The sequence below is a fragment of the Streptomyces fodineus genome (assembly GCF_001735805.1).
In the GTDB taxonomy this organism is placed as follows: domain Bacteria; phylum Actinomycetota; class Actinomycetes; order Streptomycetales; family Streptomycetaceae; genus Streptomyces; species Streptomyces fodineus.
In genome coordinates this window covers 7,690,715-7,716,200 of the sequence record NZ_CP017248.1, presented here as the reverse complement: position 1 = coordinate 7,716,200, position 25,486 = coordinate 7,690,715, and the positions used below count along the sequence as shown (strand labels likewise).

The following is a 25,486-nucleotide window of genomic DNA, read 5'->3' as shown; positions in this document are numbered from 1 at the left end:
AGCTTGTTCCGGGCATCGCATGGTCAAAACCCTTCAGGAGTGGCCGGAGTTGTCCGTTCCGGGCTGTTCGGCGTGGAGGCGGGCAGCCCGGAGGGCGCTCGCGCGATTATCACGCAGAGCGACGGTCCGGTCGGCGGGTGTCATCGTCGGCCCGGCTTGAAGTGGTCGGTCCCGGGGTGGGTGTCCTGGTCGGCGCTGGTACCCGAGCGGGCGGGGGTGGAAACCCTGTGGCGGTGGAAGTCGGCCGGGATGTGGGCGGGGGTAGGGTCGGGGGTGTTCAACAGCCGCTGGAGCGGACCCGGCTGGCTCTGGTGGTGCCGGTGTCGTCCGGCGCATGCGACGGCAGGAGAGGTGACCGTGCAGCAGGAGGCCCCGGGCGGGGAGGCGCTGGAGGTCTGGATCGACCAGGATCTGTGTACCGGTGACGGGATCTGCGCCCAGTACGCCCCTGAGGTGTTCGAGCTGGACATCGACGGGCTGGCCTATGTGAAGGGCGCGGACGAGGAGCTGCTGCAGGCTGCGGGGGCGTCGGTGCCGGTGCCGCTGCCGTTGCTGGCGGATGTGGTGGACTCGGCGCGGGAGTGTCCCGGTGAGTGCATTCATGTGCGGCGGGTTTCGGACAGGGTCGAGGTGTACGGGCCCGACGCGGAGTGAGTCCGGGCCGGGCCCGGGGTCAGACGCTGTGGGCGGAGGCGGGGGTGGAGCGGATGAACGCGTTGCCGTTCCACTGCCACGTGGTGGGGGTCTTCAGGTCGGGACAGCAGTTGGGGACGGCGTCGGAGGAGTAGCCGAGCAGGGTGGCGGCGACCGTGCGGGCGTGCACGGAGAAGTCGGTGACGGTGAGCCGGTCCTTGGGGTCGACGAGGGTGGCGACGATGCGTGGTGTGGCGTTGTCGGTGGAGCGGGTGAGGACGTAGACGCCGTCGGGCGGGGTGCCCATGGCGGAGTCGCAGTGGACGACGGCGACGGTTTCCGGTTTGCCGTCGCCGTCGAGGTCTGCGCTGGCTTTCTTGGCGACGAGGGCTTTGACGGGTCCGCATTGCAGGGGGAAGTCGACGCCGGTGGTGCTGGGCGGCTGGACGGCTGCGGTGGCGGTTTTGTTCTGTGTGCCGGTGGCGGAGGCGGCCGTGGCCGATCCGGGCTGGACGATGGAGGAGAGGGCGACGACGCCGGCGACGGCCGTGGCGGTGGCGACCCAGTGGATGGGCCGGGTCTGCGTGTGGGCGAGCTCCGGAACGGCTGATTGCTGCACTAGGAGTGTCTCCTGTGAGGGCTGTGCCGGTGGGGGTGGCCAGCATGGTGCCACACGTCACAGTGCGGGGGAACGGCGGGGTCCGGGGTTCCCGCGGGCGGGCGTCCGCGTGCGTGGCGGTGTACGGGCCCTGGGGGTGGGGTGTCCTGGCGTCCTGTCAACGCGTGGGCGCCGTGCGCGAGTTCCCGTGGGTGGGTGGGAACTCGGGCACGGCGCCGTTGCGTTGTGCTGTGTGTGGGGCTGGTCAGCGGCCGGTGCCGCCGTCGGCGTTGGGTCCGGCGTAGTCCTCGCCGTAGGCGCCCTTGGCGGGGCGGCGGCGGCGCATGGGCGGCTCGACGCCGTCGGCGAGGCGGCGGGCGGTGAGCAGGAAGCCGGTGTGGCCGATCATGCGGTGGTCGGGTCGGACGGCCAGGCCCTCGATGTGCCAGTTGCGGATCATGGTTTCCCAGGCGGTCGGCTCGTTGAAGCAGCCGATCTCGCGGATGGATTCCACGGTCCGGGCGAGCTGGGTGGTGGTGGCCACGTAGCAGCACAGGATGCCGCCGGGGACGAGTGCCTTGGAGACGGCCTCGAGGCATTCCCAGGGGGCGAGCATGTCGAGGATGACGCGGTCGACGTCGGTGTCGGACAGGTTGTCCTGGAGGTCGCCGACGGTGAGCTGCCAGGCGGGGTGGGGGCCGCCGAAGTAGCGTTCCACGTTCTGCTTGGCGATCTCGGCGAAGTCCTCGCGGCGCTCGTAGGAGTGCAGCATGCCCTGGTCGCCGATGGCGCGCAGCAGGAAGCTGCTGAGCGAGCCGGAGCCGACGCCGGCCTCCACGACGCGTGCGCCGGGGAAGATGTCGGCGAAGGCGAGGATCTGCCCCGCGTCCTTGGGGTAGACGACGGCTGCCCCGCGGGGCATGGACAGGACGTAGTCGGGGAGCAGGGGGCGCAGCGCGAGGTAGGCGACGTTGCCGGTGGTGCGGACAACGCTGCCCTCGGGAGCGCCGATCAGTTCGTCGTGCGGGAAGGAGCCCTTGTGGGTGTGGAAGTTCTTCCCGGCTTCGAGCGTGAACGTGTAGTGGCGGCCCTTGGGGTCGGTCAGCTGTACCTGGTCCCCGACCTTGAAGGGCCCGCGTCGGCGGGCGGCACCGGTCGGTTCGGACATGTGACCAGCCTACCGGCAGCCAAGGCGGCCGCCGACCACTAGGCGGAGGGGCGGGCCATCGCCTTGACGAAGGCCCTCTCCACGTCCGCTGCGGACAGCACGCCGTAGATCTCGCCGGTCTCCTCGATCACCAGGTACTCCGTGGCCGGGGTGGCGCGCAGGACGTCCAGGAGTTCTTCTCCGGCGAGTTCGGCGGAGACGCGCATGCCGTCGGTCAGTTCCTGGGCGAGGCCGCTGACGGCGACCCAGGGGCGACGGTGTTCGGGTACGCCGACGATGGCGGACTCGCGGACCAGGGAGAGGGGGGTGCCGTGGGCGTCGACGACGACGAGGGCGCGGGCGCCGGCTGCGTTGGCCCGGCGCAGGGCCTCGGAGAGCGGGGTGTCGGTCTGGACGGGTACGGCGCGGCGGGTGAGGGTGCGGGCGCGCAGTTCGGGGAGGTGTTCGCGCAGGCGGGCCATGCGCAGGCTGTTGCCGGCGCCGGTCCAGATGATCGCGGCGAGGATGGCGGCGAGCAGGGCGTCGGTGACGGTGTCCATGCCGCGTGCGTCGGTGCTGTTGCCGCCGAGGGCGCCGGACTGGTTGAGCAGGGGCAGGCCGATCAGGACGGCGACGGCCAGGGCGCGGCCGACCCAGGCGGCGGCGATGGTGCCGCTCATGGGTTTGCCGGTGATTTTCCAGACGACGGCGCGGAGCATACGGCCGCCGTCGAGGGGGAGGCCGGGCAGGAGGTTGAAGATCGCCACGATGAGGTTGGAGATCATCAGGCCGGCCAGCAGGACACCGGGGACGGTGCCGGGCTCGACGGGCTTCATGGCTAGGTAGAAGACGCCGGCGAGGACGAGTGAGAACAGTGGTCCGACGAAGGCGAGGACGAACTCGCGGCCGGGGGTCTCGGCCTCCTTCTCGATCTCGGAGACGCCGCCGAAGAACTGCAGCTGGATGCGGCGGACGGGGAGCTTGAAGCGGATCGCGGCGACGGTGTGGGCGAGTTCGTGGACCAGGACGGAGGCGTAGAAGGCGATGGCGAAGAACAGGGAGACCAGGTAGCGGGCGGCGCCCAGCTCGGGCAGTACGCGGTCCAGCTGGCCGCCGAAGACCCAGGTGATCAGCGCGGCGACGAGGAACCAGCTCGGCGCGACGTACACGGGGACGCCGAAGGGCCGGCCCATGAGGATGCCGCCGCCCGGTTCCTTGGGGCGCGGCTGCGGCGGTTCGCCCTTGGCGATCCCCGAGTGGGCTAGGGACCGGTGCTCGTGGTGCGGGTCGTGGGGTGCGCCGGCGGCTGGGGCGTCCTTGGGCCGGGCGGGCTTGCCTTGGGGTGGGACGTTGGTGCCGTGGGCCTGGGTGGGCTCGTCGTCGGTGCCCCGCGTCGCGGTGCCGCTGCCGGTGCCGGCCGTCTTGGTGCTGCTGCCGGGGGCCGCGTCGCCGCTGCGTGGCGCCTTCGAACCGCCGGTGGCATCCGCGCCGCTGGTGGGCCCCTCATCGGCCGAGCCGCCGCTGGTGCCGGTGCCGCCCGTCGCGCCGGAGTCGTCCGTGCCGCCGCTGGTCGCGCCGGTGTCCAAGCCGCCGTCGGCGCCCGTCGCATCGTTCGAGGCCATCGGCTCCGCGCTGCCGGTGGCCCCCTCGGCTGCTGAGCCGCCGCTGGTGCCGCCCGTCGCGCCACCCGTCTCGGGGTCGCCCGTACCGCCGCCGGTCTCCTCGCCTCCCGGGACCGCACTGGTGCCGCCGGTGTCCGCGCCGGCGGTGGTCGCCTCGGTTTCCGAGCTGTCACCGGCGCCCGTGTCCGCCCTGGTGGTGTCCGGGTCGTCGCCCGTGTCGGTGCTCTCGGTGGGCTGCGGGTCTTGCGTGGTGGCCTTGTCGGCCTGCGCGGGTCGTGGGGTCGTGGCCGTGGGGTTCTCGGTGTCGGCCGGGTGTCGGTCCTTGCCGGTCCGGCGGGGGTCCGGAGCGGGCGTATGGGGCTCCGGGCCGGGGCCGGCCGTCGGGGCCGTTGGACCTGCGGGGTGCTCGGCCGGCTTGTCGTTGCCGGACCGCGGCTGCCCGCTCCCGCCGCTCACGTCCACGGTGTCCCCTCGTTCGAAGCGTCTTCCGTACCTGCCGGACGGAAGGGTCTGTGGTCGATGGTATGCGGCCGTGATGGCGCGTTTCGCCCCGGCACCCCTTGTGTTTGCCCCGTGGTCGGGCGGTCGAACGCGGGCGGCGGCTGGGTCACTGTCAGTGGTGGGCCGTAAGGTCTGTGGACATGGACAGCAGCATCGAGGACGCGGGAGCCGTGCCGGGCGGCGCCGAGCAGACGGAAGAGGCCGGGGCGCCGCAGCCGACGCCCAGGGCGGCTCTGCCGGGGCCGGATTCCTCGATAGCTGCGGATGCGTCCGGCGCGGCAGGTGCGGCGCCCGGACCGGAGGCCGCCGCGCCCGACACCGCCGGTGAGCGCGCCGCGATCGCGCCCACCTCGCTGTCCCCGTCCCGGGCCGGCGATTTCATGCAGTGCCCGTTGCTGTACCGGTTCCGGGTGATCGACCGGCTGCCGGAGAAGCCGAGCGCGGCGGCGACCCGGGGCACGCTGGTCCACGCGGTGCTGGAGCGGCTGTTCGACGCGCCCGCGTCGGAGCGGACCGCGCCCAGGGCCAAGGCGCTGATCCCGGGCCAGTGGGACCGGCTGCGGGAGAGCAGGCCGGAGATCACGGAGCTGTTCGCCGACGACCCGGACGGGCAGCGGCTGGCGGGGTGGCTTCAGGAGGCCGAGCGGCTCGTCGAGCGCTGGTTCACGCTGGAGGATCCCACGCGGCTGGAGCCGGCCGAGCGGGAGCTGTTCGTGGAGGCCGAGCTGGAGTCGGGGCTGCGGCTGCGCGGGATCATCGACCGGGTCGATGTGGCGCCGACCGGTGAGGTGCGGATCGTCGACTACAAGACGGGGAAGGCGCCGCGGCCGGAGTACTCCGAGGGTGCGCTGTTCCAGATGAAGTTCTACGCCCTGGTGGTGTGGCGGTTGAAGGGAGTCGTGCCGCGGCGGCTCCAGCTGGTCTATCTCGGCAGCGGGGATGTGCTGACGTACGACCCGGTCCTCGCCGATCTGGAGCGGGTGGAGCGCAAGCTGCACGCGCTGTGGGACGCCATCAGGCAGGCCACGGAGACCGGGGAGTGGCGGCCCCGTCCGACCAAGCTGTGCGGCTGGTGCGACCACCAGGCGCACTGCCCGGAGTTCGGTGGCACTCCCCCGCCGTATCCGCTGCCGGTGAGGGCGGCCGAGTCGGGGAGTGCGGCGCAGGGCAGAATGGGCCCGGACTAGCGAAGGAGTGTCAGGTGGCCATCCGTGTCCTACTGGTCGACGACCAGCCCCTGCTGCGTACGGGTTTCCGGATGATTCTGGAGGCGGAGCAGGACATCGCGGTCGTGGGCGAGGCCGGTGACGGTCTGCAGGCTCTCGATCAGGTGCGGGTCCTGCAGCCGGACGTCGTACTGATGGACATCCGTATGCCGCGGATGGACGGGGTGGAGGCGACCCGGCAGATCACCGGGCCCGACCGGTCCGGTCCGGCGAAGGTGCTGGTGCTGACCACGTTCGATCTGGACGAGTATGTGGTGGAGGCGCTGCGGGCGGGGGCGAGCGGCTTTCTGCTGAAGGACGCGCCCGCCAATGAACTGGTGCAGGCGATCCGGGTGGTGGCGGCCGGTGAGGCCATGCTGGCGCCGAGCATCACCCGCCGGCTGCTGGACAAGTACGCCACGCATCTGCCGTCCGGCGAGGAGCCGGTGCCGGACACGCTGAACACTCTCACCGACCGTGAGGTGGAGGTGCTGAAGCTGGTGGCGCGCGGCCTGTCCAATGCGGAGATCGCCGCTGATCTGTTCGTCAGTGAGACCACGGTGAAGACGCATGTGGGGCATGTGCTGACCAAGCTGGGTCTGCGGGACCGGGTGCAGGCTGCGGTGTACGCGTACGAGAGTGGTCTGGTGCGTCCGGGCGCGCAGTGAGCGCCTTGGCCGGTACGACGCCGAAGGGCGCCCCTCCCGCGTGGAGATGGGCGCCCTCGGTGTCAGCGGGGGTCAGCTCTTGCTGAGTTCCCAGAACCGGAAGACCGTGGAGGCGTCCAGGCAGTACTCCAGGCCGTAGACGCCGTCGCGGACGACCGCGTACTGCTTGGCCTGCCAGACGGGCAGGACGGGCAGTTCGGCGGCGACGATGTTCTGCAGCCGTCCGAAGTCCTTGTCGGTGGCGGCCCGGTCGCTCTGTGCGGCGGTGTCGGGGATGAGGGTGCCGGTGATGGTGCGGTTGCTGTAGTTGTTGTCCAGCACGTTGCCCTTGCCGAAGAAGGGTGCGGTGAAGTTGTCGGCGTCCGGGTAGTCCGGCACCCAGCCCTTGACGTAGATGCCGTACTTGCCGGCCGCGATGTCCTTCTCGTACTGGTCGAAGGCGACGGACTTCACGTCGGCGTCGAACAGTCCGCTGGCGTTGAGCTGGCCGGCGATGGCCTTCAGCTCTTCGTCGGTGGCGGGGCCGTAGCGGGACGGCGTGGACCACAGGGTGAGCTTGACCTTGCCGGTGATGCCGTCGGCGCGCAGTGCGGCGGCGGCCTTGGCCTGGGAGGGGCGGGCGCCGTAGGTGTCGAAGAAGGCGGTGTTGTGGCCGACGATGCCCGCCGGGATGATCGAGTACAGCGGGGTGGCGGTGCCCTGGTAGACGTTCTTGATGAGGGCGTCGCGGTCGATGAGGTAGGCCATGGCCTTGCGGACGCCGAGCTTTCCGGCGACCGGGTCCTTCATGTTGAAGACCAGGTGCTGGACTTCGGCGCTGCTGCCCTCGATGACGTCGACGCCCTTGTTGCCGCTCTGCTGGTCGAGGCCGGCGATGTCGGAGGCGGCCAGGCCTCGGTAGGAGATGTCGATCTTGCCGTCGAGGAGGGCCTTCTTCAGGGCGCTGCGGTCGCCGTGGAAGAACTTCAGGGTGACGCCGGAGTTCTTGACCTTGGCGGTGCCCTTGTAGTTGCCGTTGACGGAGAAGACCGCCTGGTCCTTGTCGAAGGAGTCCAGCTTGTAGGGGCCGGAGCCGACGGCCTTGTTGTCGGTCCGCAGGCTGCTCGCGTCGTACTGGCTGTGGTCGACGATGGAGCCGGCGCCGGAGGCGATCTTGCTGGGGAAGGTGGCGTCGGAGGACTTCAGGTGGAAGACGACCGTCTTCGCGTCCGGGGTGTCGATGCTGCCGAGCATCGGGAACATGATCGCGGGGCCCGCGGCGTCGTTGATCTTCAGCATGCGGTCGAAGGAGAACTTCACGTCCTTCGAGGTGAGCGGGTCACCGTTGCTGAACTTCAGGTCGTTCTTGAGCGTGCATCGGTAGACCGTGGCCCGGGAGTCGGTGAAGGAGCACTCCTTGGCCAGTTCGGGCTGGGGTTCGGTCGCGCCCTTGGGGAAACTGAGGAGCGACTGGAAGACGTTGTCGAACAACAGCCAGGAGCCGGGGTCGTAGCCGGAGGCCGGGTCCGTGGCGAGGACGTCGTCGGACATCCCCATCACCACGGAGGAGCCGGTACCCCCGGAATCACCGCTCTCCGAGCCGCAGCCGGTCAACAGGCCGGAGGCCAGCCCTGCCACGATGGGCAGGACTGGCCACTGGTTACGCATGTTCACTTACGTGTGCCTTGTCGTCGGTTCGTCGTCCCGGGGCCGCCGTCCTGGCTCCGGGCTGTCCGGGGCAGCCGTCCCTGGCCCCGGACGAGAGAGCCGTCAGCCGCTCACACCGCGGCCGAGCTCCCACAGCTGAAGCGTCGAGGAGGAGTTGAGCGCGTAGGCGACACCCGTGATGTCGTTCCGTGCGGCAACGTACTGCTTGCCCTGCCACAGCGGCAGGATCGGCACGTCCTCGGCGACGATGTCCTGGATCTCCGTCAGGCTCTTGGCGGCGTTGAGTCGGTCGGCCTCGCGGCGGGACTGCGGGATCAGGGTGTGCTGGATGGTGGTGTTGGAGTACGGCGATCCGAGGAAGTTGTCCTTGTCGAGGAAGGGCGCGAGGAAGTTGTCGGCGTCGGGGAAGTCGGGGAACCAGCCCATGCCGTAGACGTCGTACTGGCCCTTCTGCTCGGCGGGCCGGAAGGCGTCCCAGGGATGGCCCTGGGTGGAGGTGTCGAACAGGCCGCTGTCGTTGAGCTGCTGCTGCAGGACCTCGAACTCCTTCTTGGTGGCGGAGCCGTAGTGGTCGGTGGTGTAGTGCAGGGTCAGCTTCACCGGGGTGGTGATGCCGGCCTTGGTCAGCAGGTCCTTGGCCTTGGCGACGCTGGGGTTGCCGTACTTGTTGAAGAACGAGTTGGAGTGGCCGGTGACGGTGGCCGGGACGAGCGAGTACAGCGGCTCGGCCTGGGTGCCGTAGACCTTGGAGACGAGTTCCGCGCGGTTGATGATCTGGGCCATGGCCTGGCGTACGGCCTTGGACTTCACGGTGGAGGCGTTGGTGTTGAAGGCCAGGTAGCGGATCTCCAGGCCGGGCATGTCGACGAGGTCGGCCTTGGCGTCGCCGCCGGCGTCCAGCTTCTGGATCTGGGCGGGCGACATGGTGCGGGTCATGACGTCGATGTCACCCTTGTCGATGGCGGCGCTCATCGCGTCGGCGTCGTCGAAGGAGCGCAGTTCGACCTTGTCGTTGTTCACCTTGTCGAAGCCCTTGTAGTTGGGGTTCTTGGTGAAGGTGGCGGTGGTGACAGTGTTGCCGTTGACGTCGGCCTGGAAGGTGTAGGGGCCGGAGCCGTCGACCTCGAAGCCGTTGCGCAGCTTGTCCTTCTGGTAGTCCTTGGGGTTGATGATGCCCGCGACCGGAGTGGACAGCTTGTACGGGAACGTGGCGTCGGCGGTCTTGAGGTGGAAGATGACCTCGCGGTCGCCCTGCGTCTCGATGGTGTCGAGGGTGTTGAGCAAGGAAGACACGCCGCTGCTGGCCTTGATGCGCAGGGCACGCTCGATGGAGAACTTGACGTCCTGGGCGGTGACCGGGTCGCCGCTGGCGAACTTCAGGCCGTCGCGGAGCTTGCAGGCGTAGCGTTCGCTGCCGCTGTCGGTGAAGGAGCAGCCCTCGGCGGCGTCCGGTACGGGGTTGCCCTCGCCCTTGGGCTGCGTCATCAGGGTCTGCACGGTCTGGCGCAGGATGTTCCAGGTGCCGACGTCGTAGGCGTAGGCGGGGTCCAGGGGCGCCGGGGCGTCGCTGGTGGCGGTGAACCGGTCCGTGGTGCCGACGACGATGGCGTCGCCGCTCTTACTCCCGCTGCCGGATCCGCCGCAAGCGGCGAGAACCGGGGTGAGCAGGCCGGCCACCGCCGGCAGCACCAAAGTCTTGCGGTTCATGCGGGGGTTTCTCCAGAGCTGTTCGAGTCCGTGTATCCGGCATGCATGGTGGTGCGGCGGATCAACGGGGGGTTGCGGCGATGTTCTCGCGACGAGATTAGTCCGCGCCCGCAGGCGGGTTCACGGCCGCGTGAGTTGACCCCCCATCACGCAGTGGAACCGGGTGCGGACACACCGAAAACCCGACAGCGGCAGGATTAGTGCAGCTTCCCATCAATCGGGACACAAAGACCCGTCGATCCGGGCCGAACGGGGTCGTTCAGCACACCCTGACCCGGCCTGTCGAGGGCCATCGAGGTGGCGAACGTCACACTTCCAACTGTGTGGTGAGTCAGTGGAATTCGGCCGGACGACCGGCTGTGAATTCCACTTGGGTGTACTTCCCCGGAAATTTGTCCAACCGGGCCGATTGACTTTTCACGCTGGGTGAACGGCTAGGGCATTTCCGTCATCAGGCCGCGCAGAAATGCCAGGTCGACCTGTTCCAGAGAGGTCACGACGGTGCGTCCCGCGGCGGGTGTGATGGGGGCGACGGAGGGGACGGCGACCACACGGCAGCCCGCGGCCTCGGCGGCGGCGACCCCGGTCGCGGTGTCCTCGACCACCGCGCATCTGTCCGGCCGTGCGTCGAGCCCCGCCGCGGCGAGCAGGTAGGGGTCCGGGAAGGGCTTGGTGCGGGAGACCTCGTCGCCGGCGATGGACAGGGCGAAGTGGTGCGGTCCGAGGATGCTCAGCACGCGGTCGATGATGCGCCGGTGGGAGGCGGAGACCAGGGCCGTGGGGATGGCGTGCTCGTGGAGTTCGGCGAGCAGCCGGGCGGCGCCCGGCATCAGCGGCAGGGCACGGTCGATACGGTCCTCGAAGCCCTCGTTGAGCAGCGCGGTGAGTTCGGCGAGGGTGATGTCGGCGCCGGTGGCCTCGATGAGGAAGCCGGCGCTGCGGGTCATGGGGCCGCCGACCACCACGTGCCGCCAGGAGTCGTCCAGGGTGTGGCCGAGGGCGGCGAAGACCTCGACCTCGACGTCCCACCAGAAACCCTCGGTGTCCACCAGGGTGCCGTCCATGTCGAGGAGGACCGCCTGCAGGGCGGAGCCTTCGGCCGTAAGGGTTCCTAGCGCGGGGACCGTGCTGGTCATCCGGGCGCACCTCCTTGAGGGACGATCAGGCCGGTTCCCGGACAGGGAACCGGCCTGCAATGGACCGACAAGTGTACGTCTCCGACGCCGGAAGCGCCTCGTTTATCACTCGTGTCCGGGGGTATCCCTTGAAACACCCCCGGCGCAGGCCAGAGGGCCTCTGGCCTGCCGGCTCCCCGGAGGGCTCAGCGGGCGTTGAAGTACTTCGCCTCGGGGTGGTGGATCACGATCGCATCCGTGGACTGCTCCGGGTGCAGCTGGAACTCCTCCGACAGGTGGACGCCGATCCGCTCCGGCCGCAGCAGATCCGCGATCTTGGCGCGGTCCTCCAGGTCGGGGCAGGCGCCGTAGCCGAGGGAGAAGCGGGCACCCCGGTACTTCAGGGCGAACATGTCCTCGATGTCGGCCGGGTCCTCGCCGCCGAAGCCGAGCTCGGAGCGCACGCGCGCGTGCCAGTACTCGGCGAGTGCCTCGGCCAACTGCACGGACAGGCCGTGCAGTTCGAGGTAGTCGCGGTAGGAGTTGGCCTCGAAGAGCTTCGCGGTCTCCTCGCCGATGCGCGAGCCGACGGTGACGACCTGGAAGCCGACGACGTCGGTCTGCCCCGACTCCTCCGGCCGGAAGAAGTCGGCCAGGCACAGCCGGCGGCCGCGCCGCTGGCGCGGGAAGGTGAACCGGGTGCGCTCATTGCCCCGCTCGTCCAGGATGATCAGGTCGTCGTCCTTGGACACGCACGGGAAGTAGCCGTAGACGACGGCCGCTTCCAGCAGGTTCTCGGTCTGCAGCCGGTCCAGCAGGCCGCGCAGCCGGGGCCGGCCCTCGGTCTCGGCCAGTTCCTCGTACGACGGTCCCTCGCCGGTGCGGGCCTGCTTCAGCCCCCACTGGCCCTTGAACAGGGCGCCCTCGTCGAGCCAGCTCGCGTACTCCTTGAGCTGGATGCCCTTGACGATGCGGGTCTCCCAGAAGGGCGGGGTCGGCACGGGGTTGTCGGTGGCGACGTCGGAGCGGACGTGCCCCTCCTGGGGGCGCTCCTCGATCTCCACGGCGGCCGTGGCCCGCACCCGGCGCTGCTTCAGCTCGGGCAGCTTCGCGCCGGGCACTCCGCGCTTGACGCCGATGAGGGCGTCCATCAGGCGCAGGCCCTCGAAGGCGTCGCGGGCGTAGCGGACCTCGCCCTCGTAGATCTCGTGCAGGTCCTGTTCGACATACGCCCTGGTGAGCGCCGCGCCGCCGAGGATGACCGGGTAGGCCGCCGCCAGGCCGCGCTGGTTGAGCTCCTCCAGGTTCTCCTTCATGATCACCGTGGACTTCACCAGCAGCCCGGACATGCCGATGACATCGGCCTTGTGTTCCTGGGCCGCCTCCAGGATCGCGGAGACCGGCTGCTTGATGCCCAGGTTGACGACGTTGTAGCCGTTGTTGGACAAGATGATGTCGACCAGGTTCTTGCCGATGTCGTGGACGTCGCCGCGCACGGTGGCCAGCACGATGGTGCCCTTGCCCTCGGAGTCCGACTTCTCCATGTGCGGTTCGAGGTAGGCGACGGCGGCCTTCATGACCTCGGCGGACTGCAGGACGAACGGCAGCTGCATCTGGCCGGAGCCGAACAGTTCGCCGACGACCTTCATGCCGTCCAGCAGGGTCTCGTTGACGATGTCGAGCGCCGGGCGGTCCTTCAGGGCCTCGTCGAGGTCGGCTTCCAGGCCGTTGCGCTCGCCGTCGATGATGCGGCGCCCCAGGCGCTCCTCCAGCGGCAGCGCGGCCAGTTCCTCGGCCTTGCCCGCCTTCAGGGACTTGGCGGTGGCGCCCTCGAAGAGCTGCATGAGCTTCTGCAGGGGGTCGTAACCCTCGGACCGGCGGTCGTAGATCAGGTCCAGGGCCGTACCGACCTCTTCCTCGCTGAACCGGGCGATCGGCAGGATCTTGGAGGCGTGCACGATCGCCGAGTCCAGGCCCGCCTTGACGCATTCGTCGAGGAAGACGGAGTTCAGCAGGATGCGGGCGGCCGGGTTCAGGCCGAAGGAGATGTTCGACAGGCCCAGAGTGGTCTGGACGGCCGGGTGGCGCTTCTTCAGCTCGCGGATCGCCTCGATGGTGGCGAGGCCGTCCCCGCGGGACTCCTCCTGCCCGGTGCAGATGGTGAAGGTCAGGGCGTCGATGAGGATGTCCTCCTCGCGGATGCCCCAGTTCCCGGTCAGGTCGTCGATCAGCCGCTCGGCGATCTCGACCTTCTTCTCCGGGGTGCGGGCCTGGCCCTCCTCGTCGATGGTGAGCGCGATCAGGGCGGCGCCGTGCTCCCGGGCCAGCTTGGTGACCTTGGCGAACCGGGAGTCGGGGCCGTCGCCGTCCTCGTAGTTCACGGAGTTGATCACGGCGCGGCCACCGAGCTTCTCCAGACCCGCCTGGATGACGTCGACCTCGGTGGAGTCCAGGACGATCGGCAGGGTGGAGGCGGTGGCGAAACGGCCGGCCAGCTCCTCCATGTCGGCGACGCCGTCGCGGCCCACGTAGTCCACGCACAGGTCGAGCATGTGGGCGCCCTCGCGGATCTGCTCCCGGGCCATCTCCACACAGTCGTCCCAGCGGCCCTGAAGCATGGCCTCGCGGAACTTCTTGGAGCCGTTGGCGTTGGTGCGCTCGCCGATGGCCAGGTAGGAGGTGTCCTGCCGGAAGGGCACGGTCTGGTAGAGGGAGGCGGCGCCGGGCTCGGGGCGCGGGTCGCGCTCGGTCGGGGTGAGGCCCTGGACGCGCTCGACGACCTGGCGCAGGTGCTCGGGGGTCGTACCGCAGCAGCCGCCGACGAGTGAGAGGCCGTACTCGCGGACGAAGGTCTCCTGGGCGTCGGCCAGCTCCGGCGCGGTCAGCGGGTAGTGGGCGCCGTCCTTGCCGAGGACGGGCAGGCCCGCGTTGGGCATGCAGGACAGCGGGATGCGGGCGTTGCGGGCGAGGTAGCGCAGGTGCTCGCTCATCTCGGCCGGGCCGGTGGCGCAGTTCAGGCCGATCATGTCGATGCCGAGCGGCTCCAGCGCGGTGAGCGCGGCGCCGATCTCGGAGCCTAGGAGCATGGTGCCGGTGGTCTCGACGGTCACGGAGACGATCACCGGCAGGTCGAGGCCGAGGGCGTCGAGGCCGCGGCGGGCGCCCAGGACGGCGGCCTTCGTCTGCAGCAGGTCCTGGGTGGTCTCCACGAGCAGCGCGTCGGCGCCGCCGGTGACCAGGCCCTCGGCGTTGCGCTGGTAGGCGTCGCGCAGGGTGGTGTACGGGGCGTGGCCCAGGGTGGGCAGCTTGGTGCCGGGGCCCATGGAGCCCAGCACCCAGCGGGGGCGGCCGTCCTTGGCGGTGAACTCGTCGGCGACCTCGCGGGCGACCCGGGCGCCGGCCTCGGACAGCTCGTACACGCGCTCGGCGATGTCGTACTCGCCGAGGGCGGAGTGGTTGGCCCCGAAGGTGTTGGTCTCGACGCAGTCGACGCCCACGGCGAAGTACGCCTCGTGGACGGAGCGGACGATGTCGGGGCGGGTGAGGTTGAGGATCTCGTTGCAGCCTTCGAGCTGCTCGAAGTCCTCGAGTGTGGGTTCCTGTGCCTGGAGCATGGTGCCCATGGCTCCGTCGGCGACCACCACACGGGTGGCGAGCGCCTGTCGGAGCGCGGACGCGCGGGTCCGGCTGTCGGCGGAAGGGGACGGTGGCAACGAGGCCATGAATGGGCTCCCTAGATGCGACGGCTGTCGGCTATGCGGTTTCTCCCTGGCAGGCGGGGATGCCGCACGGCGCCAGCGTAACCGGCCGTGGCTTTATTGGGCAGCGGCGTCCACGAGGCGGACTCGGGTGGCCCTCGCGCGACACTCGGGTCACATGTGATGTAACACGTGTCGTCCGACCGTTAGCGAGAGGTCGGCATCGACCGGTAGTGTTCGACATTGCCGAACGACGGGTAGCGAGACGTATGCCGGTGTACGACTGCGGTCGACATCGGTGGACGCTGTGCGCGGCGTTCGACGGCATGTCGAAGGGGACGGAGGGCAGGACGGCGATGGCACGGAACATCCAGTCGCTCGAACGGGCGGCCGCGATGCTGCGGCTGCTCGCGGGCGGCGAGCGGCGGCTCGGTCTGTCCGATATCGCGTCGTCGCTGGGCCTCGCCAAGGGCACCGCACACGGCATTCTGCGCACCCTCCAGCAGGAGGGGTTCGTGGAGCAGGACGACGCCTCGGGGCGCTATCAGCTGGGCGCGGAGCTGCTGCGCCTGGGCACCACGTATCTGGACGTGCACGAGTTGCGGGCCAGGGCCCTGGTGTGGACCGACGATCTGGCCCGCTCCAGCGGGGAGAGCGTGTACCTGGGGGTTCTGCACCAGCAGGGCGTGCTGATCGTGCACCACGTCTTCCGGCCCGACGACAGCCGGCAGGTGCTGGAGATCGGCGCCATGCAGCCGCTGCACTCCACCGCGCTCGGCAAGGTGCTCTCGGCCTACGACCCGGTGGCGCACAGCGAGGCTCTGGAGTCCGAGCGGAAGCCCTTCACCGACCGCACGGTGTACGAGGCCGCGGACTTCGAGCACCTGCTCGACATCACGCGGGCGCGCGGGTACGCGGCCGACATAGAGGAGACCTGGGAGGGCGTGGCGTCCGTCGCCGCGCCCATCCACGACCGGCGCCGGATGCCCGTGGGCGCGGTCGGCATCACCGGTGCCGTGGAGCGGCTGCGCCCGGACGGGGAGCTGCGCCCCGAGCTGATCGCCGCGGTGCGCGACTGCGCCCGCGCGGTGTCCAGGGACCTGGGCGCGGGACGGTTCTGAGCGCTGCGCGCTCCGCCCGGCACGTCTGGGAGATCTGCCCCAGGGCACGCCTGGGACTTCCTTCGGTCACGACCGGAACGCCGGGCGGCGTTCCGGCTCTCGCCCTACCCTGAAATGGACAAATGGCGCTTATACCCATGTCAGCGCGCGAAGAGTGACAACCGGCAGCGATCAATAACGATCCTGTTTTGGACAACAGAACCCTTGACGCGTGCGTAACGCCGAAGCAAGACTCCCGTCCATCGGTCGGCATTGTCGAACACCTACCGGCAATACGCGCTAGAGTGTGACAACGCCAAGGGCCGGCAATCGCTCTCACCCCCGAGGGCGCCACAACCCCGGCGGGACCCGGGGTTCGGCTATCCCTGGACGAAGGACAAAGGAGTCGCGGGTGTCCAGCTCCGACATCTTCATCGGCGAGACCATCGGTACCGCCATACTCATCCTGCTCGGCGGCGGCGTCTGCGCGGCCGTCACGCTGAAGGCCTCCAAGGCCCGTAACGCCGGCTGGCTCGCCATCACCTTCGGGTGGGGCTTCGCCGTCCTGACGGCTGTGTACATCTCCGGACCGCTCTCCGGTGCACACCTCAACCCGGCCGTCACCGTCGCCCTCGCCATCAAGGACGGCAACTGGAGTAACGTTCCGACCTATTTCGCCGGCCAGCTGCTCGGCGCGATGATCGGCGCGACCCTGGTGTGGGTCGCCTACTACGGCCAGTTCCACGCCCACCTGACCGACAAGGAGATCGTCGGCGGGCCGGGCGCGCAGGCCACCACGGCCAAGGCGGTCGAGGCCCAGGAGAAGGGCGCCGGCCCGGTCCTCGGCATCTTCTCCACCGGTCCGGAGATCCGGAACGTGGCGCAGAACCTCGCCACGGAGATCATCGGCACGGTCGTGCTGATCCTGGCGGTCCTCACGCAGGGCCTGAACGACAAGGGCAACGGACTCGGCATCCTCGGCGGTCTGATCACCGCGTTCGTGGTGGTGTCGATCGGTCTCTCCCTCGGCGGCCCGACGGGCTACGCGATCAACCCGGCCCGTGACCTGGGCCCGCGCATCGTGCACGCCCTGCTGCCGCTGCCCAACAAGGGCGGTTCCGACTGGGCCTACGCCTGGATCCCGGTCGTCGGTCCGCTGATCGGCGGCGCCATCGCCGCAGGCATATACAACGTCGCATTCGCCTAGACATCGCCTCGAAGCACGCGCCGTACGTACCGCCCCTCACCACGGATCTTTCAGGAGCACACAGTGACCGACGCCCACACCGCAGGCCCCTTCATCGCGGCGATCGACCAGGGCACCACCTCCAGCCGCTGCATCGTCTTCGACCGGGACGGCCGGATCGTCTCCGTCGACCAGAAGGAGCACGAGCAGATCTTCCCGAAGCCGGGCTGGGTCGAGCACAACGCCAACGAGATCTGGACCAACGTCCAGGAAGTCGTCGCCGGAGCCATCCAGAAGGCCGGCATCACCCGTGACGACATCAAGGCCATCGGCATCACCAACCAGCGCGAGACCACCGTGCTGTGGGACAAGAACACCGGTGAGCCCGTCTACAACGCCCTCGTCTGGCAGGACACCCGCACCGACGCCCTCTGCAAGGAGCTGGGCCGCAACGTCGGCCAGGACCGCTTCCGCCGGGAGACCGGCCTGCCGCTGGCCTCGTACTTCTCCGGGCCCAAGGCCCGCTGGCTGCTCGACAACGTCGAGGGCCTGAAGGAGCGCGCCGAGGCCGGCGACATCCTCTTCGGCACCATGGACACCTGGGTCATCTGGAACCTGACCGGCGGGGTCAACGGCGGCAAGCACGTCACCGACGTCACCAACGCCTCCCGCACCATGCTGATGAACCTGCACACCACGCAGTGGGACGAGAAGATCGCCGAGTCCATCGGCGTGCCGCTGACGATCCTGCCGGAGATCCGCTCCTCCGCCGAGGTCTACGGCGAGGTCACCGGCGGCAAGCTGGGCGACCTGCTCGGCGGCATTCCCGTCGCCTCCGCGCTCGGCGACCAGCAGGCGGCCCTGTTCGGCCAGACCTGCTTCTCCGAGGGCGAGACCAAGTCCACCTACGGCACCGGCACCTTCATGGTGATGAACACCGGTGACAAGATCATCAACTCCTACGCCGGTCTGCTGACCACGGTCGGCTACAAGATCGGCGACCAGCCGACGGTCTACGCCCTGGAGGGCTCGATCGCCGTCACCGGCTCGCTGGTGCAGTGGATGCGCGACCAGATGGGCCTGATCTCCACCGCCGCCGAGATCGAGACGCTCGCGCTCTCGGTCGAGGACAACGGCGGCGCCTACTTCGTGCCGGCCTTCTCCGGTCTGTTCGCCCCGCACTGGCGTTCCGACGCCCGCGGTGTGATCGCCGGTCTGACCCGGTACGTCACCAAGGCGCACCTCGCGCGCGCCGTCCTGGAGGCCACCGCCTGGCAGACCCGGGAGATCGCCGACGCCATGGTCAAGGACTCCGGCGACGAGCTGGTGGCCCTGAAGGTGGACGGCGGTATGACCTCCAACAACCTGCTGATGCAGACCCTCGCCGACGTTCTGGACGCGCCGGTGGTGCGCCCGATGGTCGCCGAGACCACCTGCCTCGGCGCCGCCTACGCCGCCGGTCTCGCCGTCGGCTTCTGGTCCAGCACCGACGAACTGCGCGCCAACTGGCGCCGGGCCGCCGAATGGACGCCCCAGATGGACGCGGACACCCGCGACCGCGAGTACAAGAACTGGCTCAAGGCCGTCGACCGGACCATGGGCTGGATCGAGGACGAGAGCTGAGCGGCTCCCCCGGCTCAGCCATCTCTGACGAGGAGTAAGTACCCGACATGACCAGTCAGTCCACCCTGCAGACCCTGCCCGCCCTGGGGTCGCACCCGGCCTCCGGCTCCAACCCGAGCCGGGCCGAGACCAGGGAGCAGCTCTCCAAGGCGTCGTACGATCTTCTGGTGATCGGCGGCGGCATCCTGGGCATCTCCACCGCCTGGCACGCCGCGCAGTCCGGCCTCAGGGTGGCTCTGGTCGACGCCGGCGACTTCGCCGGTGCCACCTCCTCCGCCTCCTCCAAGCTGCTCCACGGCGGTCTGCGCTACCTGCAGACCGGCGCGGTAAAGCTGGTGGCGGAGAACCACTTCGAGCGCCGTGCGGTCTCCCGCCAGGTGGCCCCCCACCTGGCGAACCCGCTCACCTTCTACCTCCCCGTGTACAAGGGCGGGCCGCACGGCGCGGCGAAGCTCGGCGCGGGCGTCTTCGCCTACTCCGCGCTCTCCGCGTTCGGCGACGGCGTCGGTCACCTGCTCTCCCCCGCCAAGGCGGCGCAGGACGTGCCCGAGCTGCGCACCGACAACCTGAAGGCCGTGGCCGTGTACGGCGACGACCAGATGAACGACGCCCGCATGGCGCTGATGACGGTCCGCGCGGCCGTCGAGGCGGGCGCGGCCGTTCTCAACCACGCCGCGGTCACCGGCCTGCGCTTCACCAAGGGCCGGGTGACGGGTGCCGACCTGAAGGACCGCGTCTCCGGCGAGGAGTTCGGCGTCAACGCCCGTCTCGTCCTGAACGCGACCGGCCCCTGGGTCGACCACCTGCGCAGGATGGAGGACCCGGGCGCGGCGCCGTCCATCCGCCTGTCCAAGGGCGCGCACCTGGTGCTCAAGCGCACCTCCCCCTGGAAGGCCGCGCTCGCGACCCCCATCGACAAGTACCGGATCACCTTCGCCCTCCCCTGGGAGGACATGCTGCTGCTCGGCACCACCGACGAGGAGTACGAGGGCGACCCGGCGGATGTGTCCGTCACCGAGAAGGACATAGCCCAGATCCTGGACGAGGCCGCGTTCTCCGTGCGGGACCAGCAGCTGAAGCGGGACCTGATCACGTACGCCTTCGCGGGCCTGCGGGTGCTGCCGGGCGGACCCGGCGACACCGCCAAGGCCAAGCGCGAGACCGTGGTGACCGAGGGCAAGGGCGGCATGCTGTCCGTCGCGGGCGGCAAGTGGACCACCTTCCGGCACATCGGCCGTACGGTGATGCAGAAGCTGGAGGCGCTGCCGGGTCACCCGCTCGGTGACGACTTCGAGCCGATCTCCTCGCTGCCGAAGAAGGTGCCGCTGCCCGGTGTCGCCAACCCGCGGGCCGTCGCGCACCGCCTGCTGGTGGACCACCCGGCGCCGGGCCCGCGCATGGCCGCCGACACCGCCAAGCACCTGGCCACCCACTACGGCTCCCTGGCCTTCGACATCGCCCGCCTGGCCAACGACGACCCGGAGCTGGCCGAGCGCGTCCACCCCGACGCCCCGGAGATCTGGGCGCAGGTCGTGTGGGCCCGCGACCACGAGTGGGCCGAGACGGCGGACGACGTGCTGCGTCGGCGTACGACGCTGACGATCCGGGGCCTGGCCACGGACGACGTCCGCGCGAAGGTGCAGGACCTGCTCGACAAGAAGTAGGCCCCGGTGACGGCCGGTCCGCCTCCCCGACCGGGACCGGCCGCCGCCGCAGCGCCGGACCGCCGCACCGGGTCCGGACAACCGAGAGGGGCGGCCCCACGCCGATGGGGCCGCCCCTTTCGCCTGCCCGGGGAGCATTGTCAGTGCCGGGTGCTTCCATGGGGGCATGAACAGCGATCAGGCGGATCCCACCGAACTCGCGGCCCTGCGGGAGGCCTTCGCGGTGGACGACGGCGGCGAGTCCGCGCTCGGCTGGGCGGCCGTGCACGCCTTCGAGGCGGAGCACCACGTGGTGCTGCCCGAGCCGTACCGGACGTTCGTGGCGGAGGTGACCGACGGATCCTGCCAGGGGCCGCCGGAGTACGGTCTGGTGGGGCTGGCCGAGGGCGGCGCGAAGCAGGACCCGGCCAAGCCGTTCCCGCTCTCCGAGGCATGGCTGTGGGAGGAGGACGAGGGGCGCTACGCGGATCCGGACGCCGTCATCGAACAGGTCGGCCGCGACGGCTCGCTGCTGCTCGGCACGGACGGCTGCGGCATGGACTGGCATCTGATCGTCACCGGTCCTCACCGGGGTCACATATGGCAGATCACGGGTGAGGGCGCGTATCCCTTCGGGGCGGAGTTCGGGTGCACCACGGCCGGGTCCGGCTTCGCCGGCTGGGTGCGGCACTGGGCGGACGGCAGGGAGTGGTTCGACGCCCCGCCCGCATAATGGCCGCTGAGACATCCGATGTCTGGGCGACCAGGGAGGCCGGTCATGGCAGTCACCGATGAGGCGATCGAGAAGATCAAGGGGATGATCGTCTCGGGTGCGCTGCGGCCCGGGGACCGGCTGCCCAAGGAGAGCGAGCTGGCCGCCGAACTGGGGCTGTCGCGGAACTCGCTGCGCGAGGCCGTACGGGCGCTGTCGCTGATCCGGATCCTGGACGTGCGGCAGGGCGACGGCACGTACGTCACCAGCCTCGATCCGCAGCTGCTGCTGGAGGCGCTGAGCTTCGTCGTGGACTTCCACCGCGACGACACCGTGCTGGAGTTCCTGGCGGTGCGCCGGATCCTGGAACCGGCCGCGACGGCGATGGCGGCGTTCACGATCGGTGAACAGCAACTGGACGTGCTGTCCGCCCAGTTGGACGCCCTCGGCGAGGACCCCTCGGTGGAGGAGCTGGTCGCCGCCGACCTGGAGTTCCATCGCGGCATCGTGCGCGGCGCCGGCAACTCGGTGCTGTGCTCGCTGCTGGACGGCCTGTCGGGGCCGACCACGCGGGCCCGGATCTGGCGGGGTCTCACCCAGGAGGACGCCGTCGGCCGCACCCTGCGCGAGCACCGGGCGATCCTGGCCGCACTGCGCGACCGGGACGCGGAGGCAGCCCGCTCCTGGGCGACCGTGCACATCGCGAGCGTGGAGCAGTGGCTGCGCAGCACCCTGTGAAACGCCCGTACACAACAGTCCGGACTCCGGGTTGACGCGGGGTGTTCCACGGTGGTGAACGGGGCAGTGATCCGGTCACTCCCCCACGCAAGGGGGCTGCGGGCGCCCCCGCCGGACGCCGTAAGGTTGGTGAGTCAAGCGAGGGCACGTCGGAAGGAGGCACTGGGTGATCGAGCTGGAGGGAGTTCCCGAGCTGATCGACCCAGTCATGGTGGCCGCGTTCGAGGGCTGGAACGATGCCGGCGACGCCGCCTCCACGGCGGTCGCGCATCTGGAACGCGAGTGGAAGGGCGAGGTGTTCGCGGCGCTGGACGCCGAGGACTACTACGACTTCCAGGTGAACCGCCCCACGGTGTTCATGGACGGCGGAGTGCGCAAGATCACCTGGCCGACGACGAGGTTGTCGGTGGTGCGGGTCGGCGGCGAGAAGCCGCGCGACCTGGTCCTGGTCCGCGGCATCGAACCGTCCATGCGCTGGCGCTCGTTCTGCAACGAGCTGCTCGGCTTCGCGCACGAACTGGGCGTGGAGCTGGTGGTCATCCTGGGCGCCCTGCTCGGTGACACCCCGCACACGCGGCCGGTGCCGGTCAGCGGGGTCACCTCGGACCCGGACCTGGCCCAGCGGATGGATCTGGAGGAGACCAAGTACGAGGGCCCGACGGGCATCGTCGGCGTCCTGCAGGAGGCCTGCACGCACGCGGGCGTCCCGGCGGTGTCGCTGTGGGCGGCCGTACCGCACTACGTCTCCCAGCCGCCCAACCCCAAGGCCACGCTGGCGCTGCTCAACCGCCTCGAGGACCTGCTGGACGTGCGCATCCCGCAGGGCGAGCTGCCCGAGGACGCGCGTGCCTGGCAGGTGGGCGTGGACCAGCTGGCCGCGGAGGACAGCGAGGTCGCCGAGTACGTCCAGACGCTGGAGGAGGCCCGGGACACCGCGGAGCTGCCGGAGGCGTCGGGCGAGGCGATCGCCCGCGAGTTCGAGCGGTATCTGCGGCGCCGTGACGTGGGCCCTCCGGGGGGCAAGCCGCGTCCTTCCTCCGGCGGTGCCAAGGAGGACGAGGACGGCTCGGAGGAGTGAGGGTCGACGAAGGGGCGGTTCCCGTGCCGGGAACCGCCCCTTCTTTTTGTCGCTTTTCATCGCCGATGCGATGCGCTACAGGGCCACGCCCAGCAGCGCGTCCACGGCACGTGTGACGACGCCCGGCGCGCCCGTGTCGGTACCGCCCTCCTGCTCCTGCCTGGCCGCCCAGCGGTCCACCGCGGCGAGGGCGGCGGGGGCGTCCAGGTCGTTCGCCAACGCCTCGCGGATCTCCTCCACCAGTACGTCGGCGGACGGGCCGTCGGGGCGGGAGACGGCCGAGCGCCAGTGGGCGAGGCGGGCCACGGCGTCCTGGAGGACCTGGTCGGTCCACTCCCAGTCGGCGCGGTAGTGGTGGGAGAGGAGGGCCAGGCGGATGGCGGCGGGGTCGACGCCGTCGCGGCGGAGCCTGGAGACGAAGACGAGGTTGCCCTTGGACTTGGACATCTTCTCGCCGTGCAGGGCGACCATGCCGGCGTGGACGTACGCCTTGGCCATGGGGAACTCGCCGGTGAGCACCTGGGCGTGCGAGGCGCCCATCTCGTGGTGCGGGAAGGCGAGGTCGGAGCCGCCGCCCTGGACGTCGAAGCCCATGCCGAAGTGGTCGAGGGCGATGGCCACGCACTCGATGTGCCAGCCGGGCCGGCCCCGGCCGAGGGAGCCGCCGTCCCAGCTGGGCTCGCCCTCGCGGGCGGCCATCCACAGCATCGGGTCGAGCGGGTTCTTCTTGCCCGGGCGGTCCGGGTCGCCGCCGCGCTCGGCGGACAGCAGCCGCATGGCGGCCGCGTCGAGGTTCGAGACCTTGCCGAAGTTCGGGTCGGACTCGACGGAGAAGTAGATGTCGCCCTCCAGCTCGTAGGCCGCGCCGAGTTCCCGCAGCCGCTCCACGAGCGGGACGATGCCGGGTATCGCCTCGACGGCGCCTATGTAGTGCTGCGGCGGGAGCATCCTGAGGGCGGTCATGTCCTCGCGGAAGAGGGCCGTCTCCTTCTCGGCGAGGGCGACCCAGTCGACGCCGTCCCGTTCCGCACGCGCCAGCAGCGGATCGTCGACATCGGTGACGTTCTGGACGTACTGGACCTGCCGCTTGGTGTCGAGCCACACGCGCTGCACGAGGTCGAACGCGTTGTAGGTCGCCGCGTGACCCAGGTGGGTCGCGTCGTACGGCGTGATGCCGCAGACGTAGATACGGGCGACGGGACCGGGGTCGAGGGTGACGAGGCCGCCGGTCGCGGTGTCGTGGATCCTCAGGTCGCGGCCCTGACCAGGCAGGGCGGGGACCTCGGAAGCGGGCCAGGCATGCATGTACATGAGCCTAACCGGCCAAGAGCCGCGTATACGAACGGGATCAGGACCGAGGGCCGATTAGGCGGTCTTGTACATTCACGGCCGGTGTGCTCACACGGGTGGCCACGGGATGGCCGGCCACTCCCCGTTCGGCTCGGGATGCACCCCCGCGGTGAGCAATCCGTCGACACGCGCGTGTGTGGCGTCGATCTCGGCCGGGGTGATCAGTCCGGTCAGCCGCTCGCCCAGCGGCCCGGCGAGGGCTCCCCGCAGCCCCTCGAGGACGTCGACGGCCTCGGTGGTCAGCGGCTCGCCGGCCCAGCCCCACAGCAGGGTGCGCAGCTTGTTCTCGGTGTTGAAGGTGACGCCGTGGTCGATGCCGTAGAGCCGGCCGTCGGGGGTGGGCAGCAGATGGCCGCCCTTGCGGTCGGCGTTGTTGATCACCGCGTCGAGGACGGCGAGCCGGCGCAGCCGCTCGTCGTCGGCGTGCACGAGGAGCGCGGTGCGGCCCTCACCGACCTCGGCCAGGCCGATCGCCTTCCAGCCCGGCTCCGGTTCCTCGCCCTCGACCAGGGCGAGCAGCTCCGTCTCGGCCTGGACGTCGATCCACAGCTGGCACATACCCTCGCCGTAGGGCCCGTCGCGCAGCACCGTCGGCGGGACGAGTCCCCAGCCGGTGGCCTCGGAGACCTCGTAGGCGGCCACCTCGCGGCCGGCCAGGGTGCCGTCGGGGAAGTCCCACAGCGGGCGCTCCCCGGCCACCGGCTTGTAGATGCAGGAGGCTTCCCGGCCGTCGAGGGCGAGGGTGCAGAACAGCGCGGCGTTGGACGCCTCGCGGATCCGGCCGCGCACGGTCAGCTCACCCCGCGCGAGCAGCTCGGCGGTGGCCGAGCCGGCTCCGGTCTCGGTGGGCGTCACGCTCCGCGGCGGTATCCGTTCTGGCGCGGACATACGTGTCCTTCCGGGTCGAGCGGGAGGCTGCACAGCGGACACGGCGGCCGCCCGGCGTTGACGACGTCGAGGGCGCGCTTGGCGAAGGCCCGTGCCTGCGCGCCGGTCAGCCGGACCCGCAGCATCGGGGGCCCGTTCTCCTCGTCCTGGAGCAGCCGCTCCTCGGCCTCGGCGAGGTCCTCCTCGGTGTCGGCGTCCAGCTCCACCAGGGCCTGCGCCTCGACGATCATGCGCTGCTCCTCGCCGTCCCAGGCAAGGGCCATGGTGCCGACGCGGAACTCCTCCTCGATGGGGGTCTCGAGCGGGGCGGTGTCGGCGACCTCGGAGGGCGCCATGGCGGGGACGGCGGCGCTGCCGCCGCTACGCCGTACGACCTCGTCGAGCAGTTCGTCCATGCGCTCGGCGAGCGCGGCCACCTGGGTCTTCTCCAGAGCCACGCTGGTCACCCGGGAGCCTGCGATGGCCTGGAGGAAGAACGTACGGCGTCCGGGCAGTCCGACCGTGCCGGCCACGAAGCGGTCCGGCGGGTCGTAGAGGAACACCTGACGGGACACGTCCTGTCTCCATTGAGAGTGAGTGCGGAGAGTGAGTTCGGAGGTTTCGGCGGTGCGGGCCGCCCGCGGATAG

General features: G+C 70.2%; 20 protein-coding genes. 10 read left to right on the top strand and 10 right to left on the bottom strand.

Annotated features, from left to right (window positions below):
- Window positions 1–351: 351 nt before the first annotated feature.
- Entirely contained in the window at window positions 352–654 is a 303-nt protein-coding gene (locus BFF78_RS33285; RefSeq protein WP_069781832.1) for a ferredoxin, read from the top strand.
- A 19-nt stretch (window positions 655–673) separates the two neighbouring features.
- On the opposite strand, the gene BFF78_RS33280 is transcribed toward BFF78_RS33285, so the two are convergent.
- The 3 genes from BFF78_RS33280 to BFF78_RS33270 all read right to left on the bottom strand — a co-directional run bounded on the left by BFF78_RS33280 (window position 674) and on the right by BFF78_RS33270 (window position 4,462).
- Entirely contained in the window at window positions 674–1,252 is a 579-nt protein-coding gene (locus BFF78_RS33280) for a hypothetical protein (protein ID WP_069781831.1), read from the bottom strand.
- 244 nt (window positions 1,253–1,496) lie between these two features.
- The gene (locus BFF78_RS33275; RefSeq protein ID WP_069781830.1) at window positions 1,497–2,399 is read right to left on the bottom strand and encodes a tRNA (adenine-N1)-methyltransferase; all 903 of its coding nucleotides are present in this window, start codon (window positions 2,397–2,399) and stop codon (window positions 1,497–1,499) included.
- 38 nt (window positions 2,400–2,437) lie between these two features.
- Window positions 2,438–4,462, bottom strand: a complete 2,025-nt coding sequence (locus tag BFF78_RS33270) for a site-2 protease family protein (RefSeq protein WP_069781829.1) — start codon at window positions 4,460–4,462, stop codon at window positions 2,438–2,440.
- A 179-nt stretch (window positions 4,463–4,641) separates the two neighbouring features.
- On the opposite strand from BFF78_RS33270, the gene BFF78_RS33265 reads away from it, so the two are divergent.
- Both BFF78_RS33265 and BFF78_RS33260 read left to right on the top strand, forming a co-directional pair.
- A complete protein-coding gene (locus tag BFF78_RS33265) occupies window positions 4,642–5,688 on the top strand; it encodes a RecB family exonuclease (RefSeq protein ID WP_069781828.1) in 1,047 nt (348 codons plus the stop codon).
- Between the two features lie 14 nt (window positions 5,689–5,702).
- The gene (locus tag BFF78_RS33260) at window positions 5,703–6,374 is read left to right on the top strand and encodes a response regulator (protein WP_069781827.1); all 672 of its coding nucleotides are present in this window, start codon (window positions 5,703–5,705) and stop codon (window positions 6,372–6,374) included.
- Between the two features lie 72 nt (window positions 6,375–6,446).
- On the opposite strand, the gene BFF78_RS33255 is transcribed toward BFF78_RS33260, so the two are convergent.
- The 4 genes from BFF78_RS33255 to metH form a co-directional block, all read right to left on the bottom strand.
- A complete protein-coding gene (locus BFF78_RS33255; protein ID WP_069781826.1) occupies window positions 6,447–8,027 on the bottom strand; it encodes an ABC transporter substrate-binding protein in 1,581 nt (526 codons plus the stop codon).
- A 96-nt stretch (window positions 8,028–8,123) separates the two neighbouring features.
- Complete coding sequence (locus BFF78_RS33250; RefSeq protein ID WP_069781825.1) at window positions 8,124–9,728, bottom strand: ABC transporter substrate-binding protein; 1,605 nt, start codon at window positions 9,726–9,728, stop codon at window positions 8,124–8,126.
- Window positions 9,729–10,162: 434 nt separating this feature from the next.
- On the bottom strand, window positions 10,163–10,864 hold the full coding sequence (locus BFF78_RS33245) for an HAD family hydrolase (RefSeq protein ID WP_069781824.1): 702 nt from the start codon (window positions 10,862–10,864) through the stop codon (window positions 10,163–10,165).
- 185 nt (window positions 10,865–11,049) lie between these two features.
- Entirely contained in the window at window positions 11,050–14,565 is a 3,516-nt protein-coding gene (metH, locus tag BFF78_RS33240; RefSeq protein ID WP_069781823.1) for a methionine synthase, read from the bottom strand.
- Window positions 14,566–14,897: 332 nt separating this feature from the next.
- Here metH and BFF78_RS33235 point away from each other — a divergent pair, with 332 nt between their 5' ends.
- The 7 genes from BFF78_RS33235 to BFF78_RS33205 all read left to right on the top strand — a co-directional run bounded on the left by BFF78_RS33235 (window position 14,898) and on the right by BFF78_RS33205 (window position 22,621).
- Complete coding sequence (locus tag BFF78_RS33235; protein WP_069783960.1) at window positions 14,898–15,662, top strand: IclR family transcriptional regulator; 765 nt, start codon at window positions 14,898–14,900, stop codon at window positions 15,660–15,662.
- Window positions 15,663–16,053: 391 nt separating this feature from the next.
- Window positions 16,054–16,848: an MIP/aquaporin family protein gene (locus BFF78_RS33230; protein WP_069781822.1), complete on the top strand. Its 795-nt coding sequence runs from the start codon at window positions 16,054–16,056 to the stop codon at window positions 16,846–16,848.
- Between the two features lie 63 nt (window positions 16,849–16,911).
- Window positions 16,912–18,450, top strand: a complete 1,539-nt coding sequence (gene glpK, locus BFF78_RS33225; RefSeq protein WP_069781821.1) for a glycerol kinase GlpK — start codon at window positions 16,912–16,914, stop codon at window positions 18,448–18,450.
- Between the two features lie 47 nt (window positions 18,451–18,497).
- Window positions 18,498–20,114, top strand: a complete 1,617-nt coding sequence (locus tag BFF78_RS33220) for a glycerol-3-phosphate dehydrogenase/oxidase (RefSeq protein WP_069781820.1) — start codon at window positions 18,498–18,500, stop codon at window positions 20,112–20,114.
- A gap of 166 nt (window positions 20,115–20,280) precedes the next feature.
- Entirely contained in the window at window positions 20,281–20,826 is a 546-nt protein-coding gene (locus BFF78_RS33215; protein ID WP_069781819.1) for an SMI1/KNR4 family protein, read from the top strand.
- A gap of 45 nt (window positions 20,827–20,871) precedes the next feature.
- A complete protein-coding gene (locus BFF78_RS33210) occupies window positions 20,872–21,543 on the top strand; it encodes a FadR/GntR family transcriptional regulator (protein ID WP_069781818.1) in 672 nt (223 codons plus the stop codon).
- 166 nt (window positions 21,544–21,709) lie between these two features.
- The gene (locus BFF78_RS33205; RefSeq protein WP_069781817.1) at window positions 21,710–22,621 is read left to right on the top strand and encodes a PAC2 family protein; all 912 of its coding nucleotides are present in this window, start codon (window positions 21,710–21,712) and stop codon (window positions 22,619–22,621) included.
- Window positions 22,622–22,696: 75 nt separating this feature from the next.
- Here the strand turns inward: BFF78_RS33205 and mshC are convergent, their stop codons facing one another.
- The 3 genes from mshC to BFF78_RS33190 form a co-directional block, all read right to left on the bottom strand.
- Window positions 22,697–23,926, bottom strand: a complete 1,230-nt coding sequence (gene mshC / locus BFF78_RS33200; protein ID WP_069783959.1) for a cysteine--1-D-myo-inosityl 2-amino-2-deoxy-alpha-D-glucopyranoside ligase — start codon at window positions 23,924–23,926, stop codon at window positions 22,697–22,699.
- A 93-nt stretch (window positions 23,927–24,019) separates the two neighbouring features.
- Window positions 24,020–24,859 carry an SCO1664 family protein gene (locus BFF78_RS33195; RefSeq protein ID WP_079161580.1) on the bottom strand — a complete coding sequence of 280 codons (840 nt, stop codon included), beginning with the start codon at window positions 24,857–24,859 and terminating at the stop codon, window positions 24,020–24,022.
- Complete coding sequence (locus tag BFF78_RS33190) at window positions 24,823–25,413, bottom strand: DUF3090 domain-containing protein (RefSeq protein WP_069781815.1); 591 nt, start codon at window positions 25,411–25,413, stop codon at window positions 24,823–24,825. The genes BFF78_RS33195 and BFF78_RS33190 overlap by 37 nt, the downstream gene beginning before the upstream one ends.
- Window positions 25,414–25,486 lie beyond the last annotated feature (73 nt).

What these genes read in the sequence shown, in the direction of transcription:
- BFF78_RS33275 (WP_069781830.1), bottom strand. Translation starts at nt 2,399, where the DNA reads ATGTCCGAACCGACCGGTGCCGCCCGCCGACGCGGGCCCTTCAAGGTC.
- BFF78_RS33265 (WP_069781828.1), top strand. Translation starts at nt 4,642, where the DNA reads ATGGACAGCAGCATCGAGGACGCGGGAGCCGTGCCGGGCGGCGCCGAG.
- BFF78_RS33250 (WP_069781825.1), bottom strand. Translation starts at nt 9,728, where the DNA reads ATGAACCGCAAGACTTTGGTGCTGCCGGCGGTGGCCGGCCTGCTCACC.
- BFF78_RS33245 (WP_069781824.1), bottom strand. Translation starts at nt 10,864, where the DNA reads ATGACCAGCACGGTCCCCGCGCTAGGAACCCTTACGGCCGAAGGCTCC.
- metH (WP_069781823.1), bottom strand. Translation starts at nt 14,565, where the DNA reads ATGGCCTCGTTGCCACCGTCCCCTTCCGCCGACAGCCGGACCCGCGCG.
- BFF78_RS33235 (WP_069783960.1), top strand. Translation starts at nt 14,898, where the DNA reads ATGGCACGGAACATCCAGTCGCTCGAACGGGCGGCCGCGATGCTGCGG.
- BFF78_RS33220 (WP_069781820.1), top strand. Translation starts at nt 18,498, where the DNA reads ATGACCAGTCAGTCCACCCTGCAGACCCTGCCCGCCCTGGGGTCGCAC.
- BFF78_RS33215 (WP_069781819.1), top strand. Translation starts at nt 20,281, where the DNA reads ATGAACAGCGATCAGGCGGATCCCACCGAACTCGCGGCCCTGCGGGAG.
- BFF78_RS33210 (WP_069781818.1), top strand. Translation starts at nt 20,872, where the DNA reads ATGGCAGTCACCGATGAGGCGATCGAGAAGATCAAGGGGATGATCGTC.
- mshC (WP_069783959.1), bottom strand. Translation starts at nt 23,926, where the DNA reads ATGCATGCCTGGCCCGCTTCCGAGGTCCCCGCCCTGCCTGGTCAGGGC.
- BFF78_RS33195 (WP_079161580.1), bottom strand. Translation starts at nt 24,859, where the DNA reads ATGTCCGCGCCAGAACGGATACCGCCGCGGAGCGTGACGCCCACCGAG.